This is a genomic window from Nocardia farcinica, assembly GCF_029867845.1.
Classification (GTDB): Bacteria; Actinomycetota; Actinomycetes; order Mycobacteriales; family Mycobacteriaceae; genus Nocardia; species Nocardia farcinica_A.
In genome coordinates, this window is the sequence record NZ_JARWRU010000755.1 from 1 (window position 1) to 7,068 (window position 7,068).

The window sequence follows — 7,068 nt, forward strand, 5'->3', positions numbered from 1 at the left end:
CCGCATCGAGTACAACACCATCCGTCCACACGAGGCCATCGCGTGGAACCGGCCCGCCGAGGTCCACCTCGGCGCCGCCGACCCCCTGATACCCAACTTTCCCGAGACCGAAAACCTGCCAACTACTTGACGCGGGACACGCTCACGCAACTCCGGCGGGTACTTCCTCGAACTCACAGACTTCATCCTTCCTCAAGAAGTGAAGTCTCCCGACCCGCCGGGGCGATTCAGGTCCAATGGTTGCGGTTGAGGCATTCGTTGCGTAGCCGCCGGTTGAACGACTCGATGAAGCCGTTGTTCCACGGCGTTCCGGGTGGAATGTAGATGATCCCGACTCGGTCGGTGCAGAACTGTTGCAGCGCATCGGAAATCAGTTCCGGCCCGTTGTCCATCCGCAGCACTTTCGGTGGCCCACCGACCGCAGCGAACACCCGCTCGAGTTCGACCACCAAACGTTGGGCAGTGATCGAGCGCTCGGCCAGGTGCAACAGCGATTCACGAGTGTGTTCGTCGACCATCGACGCGATCTTCACCGCCCGCCCATCAGTGGTGGAATCGAACTGGAAATCCAACGCCCATACCACCTTCGGTGCATCCGCATCGACCTGCGGCACCGAGGATCGCCCAGCCCGCTTCCGCGGCGAATGCGCCCGAACCTGCAACCCTTCCTCACGCCAGAGCCGGTGCACTCGCTTCTTGTTCACCCCGTGGCCCTCGTCGAACCGCAACGCCGCCCACGCCCGCCGGAACCCGTGACAGGGATTCTTGCTCGCATACGAGCGCAGCCACGCCCGCAAGCCGGCATCGGGATCGTCCGGGGTCTGTGCGGCCGGCAGCCGCCGATACGTCGACCTGTGCAGCCCGACCACCTTGCACGCGAACCGTTGCGACATGCCCTTCTCCTGCTGGAGCATGTCCACGGCCCGCCGCTTCGCGGCCGGGCCTAGAATTTTCCCTTCGCGATCTCCCGCAGAGCGTCTTTCTCCAGCTCCGCGTCCGCCAGCAGTCGCTTCAACCGGGCGTTCTGTTCCCGCAGCTCTTTGAGCTCTTTCGCTCCGTCGGTGTCCATACCACCGTACTGGCGTCGCCAGTTGTACAACGTCGCCGCTGAAACCCCCAGATCAGCGGCGATCTGCTCGCCCGTGGCCCCACCAGCGGCGAGTTCATCGGCACGGCGCAGCTTCCGCACGATGTCCTCCGCGGAATGCCGCTTACGTCCTGCCATGGTTCTCAGTGTCCCTTCCAGCCCTGACCAGGGCCAACAAGGACTCTAATACCAGACGGTCTCATTCACTGGGGACAGGCCAGGTCGACGCCCAGGCGGGTGTTCTCGCGGTCCATGGAGATGCGCAGGTAGACCGCGGCGCGGCGGGAGTCCTCGGGCACGGGGACAGGGTACCCGCGAGACGTTTCTACGTGCTGGAGCGCAGGTCACGTCATTTCGTCATGAAATGCCTCACCCTTGACCTCCACGTCAGGCGCAGGTGCATGCCGAACGAACTCAGGAAGGTCGTCCACGAAAAATCGGTCAATGCGATCAATGTGATCTGCCAGAAGTGGGTCCGTCTTCATCTGAGGGAGCAGGTCACAGTAGTACACACCGTCCAGCGGGTTGAGCTTAACCGTGTACCCCTTGAAGTGACCCCGCAGGAATGTCTGGCTCGTACCGTAGTTCGGCTCCTTACCCTTGCGCTGCACGTCATTGAGGAAAATGGCGAAGTGTGGAGTCGGTACGCCGGTGAGCCGATTGTATAGAAACTTGTCAATAAAGACCTTGTCAATACGGTCCTTACTGGAGGTTTTCACCGAACCGATGGCCTTCAGCTCCCCCTCGACCTCAACCATGAGGTCATGCTGGTAGTTCATCTTGAACAGTTCGACATCCTGTTCGTCCTTCACCGGAATCCTCAAGACGCCCGACCGACACTCGACCCCACAGTGATTGATCGCGAGCCCTATAAAGCGCTCAAACAGATCTCCGTTGATCTTCCGCGCCGCATTAGACCTGCCGGCGGGCAACGAGTCGAGCGCCGCACCGATCGACTGCTGTGCGGTGTAGATCACTTTGTTGAGGGAATCGCGGTGCTCATCGCCCACATGACCTGCCGCCGGATCCATGACGCTGTCAAGGGCCTCGTAGAACAGGGAGCGTGCGGCGTCGTATTCGTCCGCCGAGTAGAGCAGCATCGTGTTGATCGGCCTGGTCAGCTGATAGTCGGCGTCCGCACCGTACTGGAAGAACCGGTATTGCGGAGTGTTCTGTGACACCAGCTCAGCCTGCAGGTTGCCCTCGGCACGATAATCGAGATATGCCCGCCCGAAGTCGAGGTAATCGGCAATCGACTCGAAACGCTCTTTGTCGGTTGCCCAGTCTCGCAGCTCCTCGATGTTCATCGGATGCCCCCACGTCGTTGCGCGTTCGCCCTATCGAACTCGAACCACTCCATCGGCGTGCGCTGCCGCATGAGACGCAGACGCTCCGCGGCCCAGGTGTTGTACTGCGGCTCGAGGTCGCATGCGAGGAAACGACGGCCGAGCTGAGCAGCCACTACGGCAGTCGTGCCGGATCCGGAAAACGGGTCCAGCACGACCTCATCGGGACGCGATCCGGCGAAGACAAACTTGCGGACCAGCTCCTCGGGCTTCTGAGTCGGGTGCGGGGTCTTCTCATTCATCCCGTTGCATGTCGTGGGGACCTCGATGACGTCTTTCGGTTTCGCCCCCATCGGGTGGGGCATCCAGTCGTCTCGCTTTCCCTGCCCCTTCCCGTAAGCGGAGGTCTCTGCCTGCGGGTGCCCCGGGTACTTGAGCGTGTGCGCGCCGTACGGGATACGGACGTAATCGATCTCCGCCAGTTTCTGACGCTTGGACTTTCGTAGATGCAAGATTGACTCGTGGGATCGACCCCAGTCACTTCCGAGGTTCGCCTTGTTCTTGTAATGCCACACCAGCCAACGCGAAGCGGCGAAGTACTTGGAAGCCGGATGCTTGAGGTCGGCGAGAATCTCTGAGAACCCGCAGATATACAGGCTCCCTGTCGGTTTAAGGACTCGGCTCGCCTCGACGATCCACTCCAGGCTCCATGCAATGTATGCCTCCTGCGACTCGAAGTTGTCCCAGTCGGCCTTCTTGATGTTGTAGGGCGGGTCAGCAAAAATCAGGTCCACCGAAGCAGAATCCAGCGACTTCAGCCAGGCGATCGAGTCGCCTTGGTAGATGGTTCCCTCCGGGGCGATGACCTGGGCCTGGAACTCGCCTTCGCCGGCCGTTTGGAACTCCGGCTCCTCGGAGCGGTCAACAATCTTCCGACCCGCTGCCTCCGTCAGACCGAAGAGAGAGTCGGCTTCGGCTGCCTTACGCTGCTCGGCGGGGTCAGGGGTTTGATCTCGCACGACAAGGCTCACTTCTTACCACTTCCAGACGTTCCTCCGTGCCGGAACTCCACCACGTCGCCGTCGGCCATGACGTAGTCCTTGCCCTCCATGCGGACCTTGCCCGCGGCCTTGGCGGCGGCCATGGAGCCCGCTTCGACGAGGTCGTCGAAGGCGACGACCTCGGCCTTGATGAAGCCGCGTTCGAAGTCGGTGTGGATCACGCCGGCGGCCTTGGGGGCGGTGTCGCCCTGGTGGATGGTCCAGGCGCGCGCTTCCTTGGGGCCCGCGGTGAGGTAGGTCTGCAGGCCGAGGGTGTGGAAGCCGGCGCGGGCCAGGGCGTGCAGGCCGGGTTCGGTCTGGCCGATGGACTCGAGGAGTTCGGCGGCGGACTCGTCGTCGAGTTCGAGGAGTTCGGCCTCGACCTTGGCGTCGAGGAAGACGGCGTCGGCGGGGGCGACGGCGGCGCGCAGCTCGGCCTTTCGGTCCTCGTCGGTGAGCACGGACTCGTCGGCGTTGAAGACGTAGAGGAAGGGCTTGACGGTGAGCAGCGACAGCTCGCGCAGCAGCTCGGTGTCGACTTCCTTCTGGGCGGCGAACAGGGTGCGGCCGGAGTTGAGGATCTCCTGGGCGGCCTTGGCTGCGTCGGCGACCGGCTTGCGGTCCTTCTTGACCTTGGCTTCCTTGTCGAGGCGGACGACCGCCTTCTCCAGGGTCTGCAGGTCGGCCAGGATCAGCTCGGTTTCGATGACCTCGATGTCGGCCAGCGGGTCGACCCGGCCGTCGACGTGCACCACGTCGTCGTCGGAGAACACGCGCACGACCTGGCAGATGGCGGCGGCCGCGCGGATGTTGGCGAGGAACTTGTTGCCGAGGCCCGCGCCCTCGGAAGCGCCCTTGACGATGCCCGCGATGTCGACGAAGGACACGGTGGCGGGCACGGTGCGCTCGGAGCCGAAGATCTCGGCGAGCCGGTCGAGCCTCGGGTCGGGCAGCGGAACGACGCCGACGTTGGGTTCGATGGGCGCGAACGGGTAGTGCGCGGCCAGCACGTCGTTCTTGGTCAGCGCGTTGAACAGCGTCGACTTTCCGACGTTGGGCAGGCCGACGATTCCGAGGGTGAGACTCACGAGGACGGGAGTCTACGCGCTGCCCGCGCGAGGCTGTCGGGCCGGGCGCGGCGGGCGTAGGTTGGGCACATGGAGCCGACCACCGAGGTGGTGACGGCCCGGCCCGCCGCGCCGCTGACCGGGTTCATCGACCGCTATGTCGGGTACCGGATGAGTGGCTACGCGCCCGGCCTGCACCGGGGGCTGCCCTCGCGCCACCAGACCTTCATCGTCGCCATCGGCCCGACCATCGACGTGGTCGCGCAGACCGATCGCACCCAGAGCCCCGGCGACTATCGCTGCGTGCTCAGCGGCTTGCAGGCCACCAGCGCGGCCATCGCGCACCCCGGGCACCAGGAAGGGGTGGCGATCGAGCTGACTCCGCTGGGTTGCCGGGTGCTGTTCGGGCTGCCCGCGGGGGCGCTGTGGAACACCACGCTGGAGTGCGCGGATCTGGTCGGCCCGGCCGGGGACGAACTGTGGGAGCGCTTGCAGGGACCCGCCTCGTGGCGGGCGCGGTTCGCGGTGTGCGACGAGGTGCTGACCCGGCTGGCGAGCCCGGATCGGACGGTCGCGCCGGAGCTGAGCTGGGCGTGGCGCACGGTCGTCGACAGCGCGGGCACGGCGAGCGTGACCCGGCTGGCCGACCGGATCGGGTGGAGCAGACAGCACCTGACCAGGCGGTTCTCCGCCGAGTTCGGTCTCGCGCCGAAGCTGGCGGCGCGCATCACCCGCTTCGAGCGGGCACGGCGGATGATCGCCTCGACGCCCTCGTTCGTGACGCTGGCCCAGGTGGCGGCCAGCTGTGGCTACTACGACCAGGCGCACCTCAACCGCGATTTCGCCGAACTGGCGGGATGCAGCCCGACCACCTGGCTGCGCGAGGAGGAGATTCCATCCGTCCAAGACGAGAGCACCGCCGCGGGATGAGGCTGGAGTCATGACCGACACAACACACACCGACACAACACACACCGACACGACACGCACCACCGAAACCACCACCGCCGTCTGGCCGTGCCTGACCTTCCGCGACGCCCACGCCATGGTCGCCTTCCTCACCGAGGCGTTCGGCTTCGACAAGCGCGCCGTCTACACCCGCGACAGCGACCCGGAGGTCGTCGAGCACGGGGAGCTGCGCTGGCCCGCCGGCGGCGGCGTCATGTTCGGCTCGGCGGGCAAGGACGACACCCCGTTCGGACGGCGCACGCCGGGCAACGACTGCCTCTACCTGGTGTGCGAGGACCCCGACGGGCTGTTCGCGAAGGCCACCGCGGCAGGCGCGGAAATCGTGCGTGAACTGCGCGACGAGGACTACGGTTCCCGGGGATTCACCGCCCGCGACCCCGAGGGCAACCTGTGGAGTTTCGGCACCTACCGCGGCGAATAGCGGCAGCCGCCCGCGCGCCATCCGATACCGTCTGAGGGCATTTCGGTGCCTCGCGACAAGGGAGTAGCGGATGGCGACAGTCGAATATCTGCGGACGGATCCTGATCTGCCACCAGTGGGGGTGGTCGACAGATCCCCGATGACACCGGCCAAGAAGGGGATCTTCGCCGCCATCGCGGGCCTCGGCGCGGTCGCCTGGGCGGTGCTCGCCATCGCCAGGGGCGAGAACGTCAACGCGGTATGGATCGTCGTCGCGGCGGTGTGCACCTACATCACCGCCTACCGCTTCTACGCGCGCTACATCGAGTGGAAGATCACCAAGCCGCGCGACGATCTGGCCACCCCCGCCGAAATCCTGGAGAACGGCAAGGATTTCATGCCGATGGACCGGCGGGTCCTCTACGGCCACCACTTCGCCGCCATCGCGGGCGCCGGTCCGCTGGTCGGGCCGGTGCTCGCGGCGCAGATGGGCTACCTGCCCGGCACCATCTGGATCGTGGTCGGCGTCTGCCTGGCCGGCGCGGTGCAGGACTACCTGGTGCTGTGGGCGTCGACCAAGCGGCGCGGGCGCAGCCTCGGGCAGATGGCCCGCGACGAGCTGGGCGTGGTCGGCGGCATCGCGGCCATCGTGGCGATCCTCGTCATCATGATGATCCTGCTGGCGGTGCTGGCGCTGGTGGTGGTCAACGCGCTCGGTGAGAGCCCGTGGGGTGTCTTCTCCATCGCCATGACCATTCCGATCGCCCTGTTCATGGGCGTCTACCTGCGGTTCCTGCGGCCGGGCCGGGTCGGCGAGGTGTCCGCGATCGGCATCGTGCTGTTGCTGCTGGCCATCGTCGGCGGCGGCTGGGTCTCGGAGACCGAGTGGGGCGCGGACTGGTTCACGCTCTCGCGCACCACCATCGCGTGGGCGTTGATCGGCTACGGCTTCCTGGCCTCGGTGCTGCCGGTGTGGCTGCTGCTCGCACCGCGCGACTATCTGTCGACCTTCATGAAGATCGGCACCATCGGCCTGCTGGCGATCGGCATCCTGGTGACCATGCCGGTGCTCACCGCCCCGGCGATCTCGGAGTTCGCCGGCACCGGCGCCGGCCCGTCCTTCGCGGGCAGCCTGTTCCCGTTCCTGTTCATCACCATCGCCTGCGGCGCGCTCTCGGGTTTCCACGCGCTGATCTCCTCCGGCACCACGCCGAAACTG

8 protein-coding genes are annotated in these 7,068 nt (G+C 65.6%); 3 read left to right on the top strand and 5 right to left on the bottom strand.

Annotation, left to right across the window (positions count from 1 at the left end):
• Nucleotides 1-227: 227 nt before the first annotated feature.
• The 5 genes from QH283_RS16535 to ychF all read right to left on the bottom strand — a co-directional run bounded on the left by QH283_RS16535 (nt 228) and on the right by ychF (nt 4,501).
• Nucleotides 228-914, bottom strand: a complete 687-nt coding sequence (locus QH283_RS16535) for a DDE-type integrase/transposase/recombinase (RefSeq protein ID WP_280503887.1) — start codon at nt 912-914, stop codon at nt 228-230.
• A 29-nt stretch (nt 915-943) separates the two neighbouring features.
• Nucleotides 944-1,225, bottom strand: a complete 282-nt coding sequence (locus QH283_RS16540; protein WP_280503880.1) for a transposase — start codon at nt 1,223-1,225, stop codon at nt 944-946.
• Nucleotides 1,226-1,431: 206 nt separating this feature from the next.
• Nucleotides 1,432-2,394 (bottom strand): hypothetical protein, encoded by a 963-nt coding sequence (locus QH283_RS16545; RefSeq protein WP_280503881.1) that lies wholly within the window; start codon nt 2,392-2,394, stop codon nt 1,432-1,434.
• Nucleotides 2,391-3,404: a DNA-methyltransferase gene (locus QH283_RS16550; RefSeq protein ID WP_280503882.1), complete on the bottom strand. Its 1,014-nt coding sequence runs from the start codon at nt 3,402-3,404 to the stop codon at nt 2,391-2,393. Before QH283_RS16550 ends, QH283_RS16545 begins: the two co-directional genes overlap by 4 nt.
• Nucleotides 3,401-4,501: a redox-regulated ATPase YchF gene (gene ychF / locus QH283_RS16555; RefSeq protein WP_280503883.1), complete on the bottom strand. Its 1,101-nt coding sequence runs from the start codon at nt 4,499-4,501 to the stop codon at nt 3,401-3,403. Before ychF ends, QH283_RS16550 begins: the two co-directional genes overlap by 4 nt.
• Nucleotides 4,502-4,570: 69 nt before the next feature.
• Between ychF and QH283_RS16560 the strand changes: the two genes are divergently transcribed.
• From QH283_RS16560 to QH283_RS16570, 3 genes are all read left to right on the top strand, one after another.
• Nucleotides 4,571-5,410: a helix-turn-helix domain-containing protein gene (locus tag QH283_RS16560; protein WP_280503884.1), complete on the top strand. Its 840-nt coding sequence runs from the start codon at nt 4,571-4,573 to the stop codon at nt 5,408-5,410.
• A 10-nt stretch (nt 5,411-5,420) separates the two neighbouring features.
• Entirely contained in the window at nt 5,421-5,870 is a 450-nt protein-coding gene (locus QH283_RS16565; RefSeq protein ID WP_280503885.1) for a VOC family protein, read from the top strand.
• A 70-nt stretch (nt 5,871-5,940) separates the two neighbouring features.
• Nucleotides 5,941-7,068, top strand: a 1,128-nt coding sequence (locus QH283_RS16570) for a carbon starvation CstA family protein (RefSeq protein WP_280503886.1), incomplete at its 3' end; no start/stop codon positions are given.

Bases quoted from the DNA above. Each gene is read 5' to 3' on its own strand.
- QH283_RS16560 (WP_280503884.1), top strand. From the start codon at position 4,571: ATGGAGCCGACCACCGAGGTGGTGACGGCCCGGCCCGCCGCGCCGCTG.
- QH283_RS16535 (WP_280503887.1), bottom strand. From the start codon at position 914: ATGCTCCAGCAGGAGAAGGGCATGTCGCAACGGTTCGCGTGCAAGGTG.
- QH283_RS16565 (WP_280503885.1), top strand. From the start codon at position 5,421: ATGACCGACACAACACACACCGACACAACACACACCGACACGACACGC.
- QH283_RS16545 (WP_280503881.1), bottom strand. From the start codon at position 2,394: ATGAACATCGAGGAGCTGCGAGACTGGGCAACCGACAAAGAGCGTTTC.
- QH283_RS16540 (WP_280503880.1), bottom strand. From the start codon at position 1,225: ATGGCAGGACGTAAGCGGCATTCCGCGGAGGACATCGTGCGGAAGCTG.